The organism is Mycobacterium sp. (assembly GCF_008709575.1).
In the GTDB taxonomy this organism is placed as follows: Bacteria; Actinomycetota; Actinomycetes; order Mycobacteriales; family Mycobacteriaceae; genus Mycobacterium.
Genome location: NZ_VYIK01000478.1, coordinates 1 through 594 on the forward strand (window position 1 = coordinate 1; position 594 = coordinate 594).

A 594-nucleotide genomic window follows, 5' to 3' on the forward strand; every position below is an offset into this window, starting at 1 on the left:
AACTCGGACCGGTGGTTACCGATCTGCTCGCCAAGGCGCGGCCACCGGTGCCGGTTTATGGGGCGGGCACCTAGTCCTCAAATAAGCGAGTCGACGTGGTCGGGTCTCGGGATTTTGGCGGATGCCGTTTCAGTGTGGCGGTTCGGCGGTTTTTCGGGGGTCATCGGGTGTCTGTGGGGTCGTGGTTTGGCTGGATTACTGCTTTTGCTGGGGTTATTCGGGTGTGCGGGCATGCCAGGACGACGCGGGGCGTGCCGGTTCGAGCACGGAGAGGGGGTGACCGTCGTATGCGGGTGCCGCAGGGCCCGCAGGCAAGTGAAGGGTGCGGGTGTCAGCCGAAGCGAGTGCGCTCAATAGCGTTGTAGGCGCTGAGGAATCGGTCCAGGCTGGGGTGGTAGCCGATGATGCGGACAGTGATGCCGCGGGCGCGGCGGATGATCATGGCGGGAATGAGGATCACCTGGGTGCAGAAGCGGCGAAACTCCATGGCGATCCAGTCGCGCCGGTCGGCCTTGCGGTGCAGCATCATCGCGAACCAGGACTTGATGTTCCAGGCCAGGGCGGCGATGACCATGTAGACCCAGTTGGACACCA

At 63.8% G+C, this 594-nt stretch carries 1 pseudogene; it reads right to left on the reverse strand.

What is annotated here, in order from left to right:
• Window positions 1-331: 331 nt before the first annotated feature.
• Window positions 332-594 (reverse strand): annotated as a pseudogene (locus tag F6Q13_RS19675) (IS1380 family transposase); the annotation flags it as partial.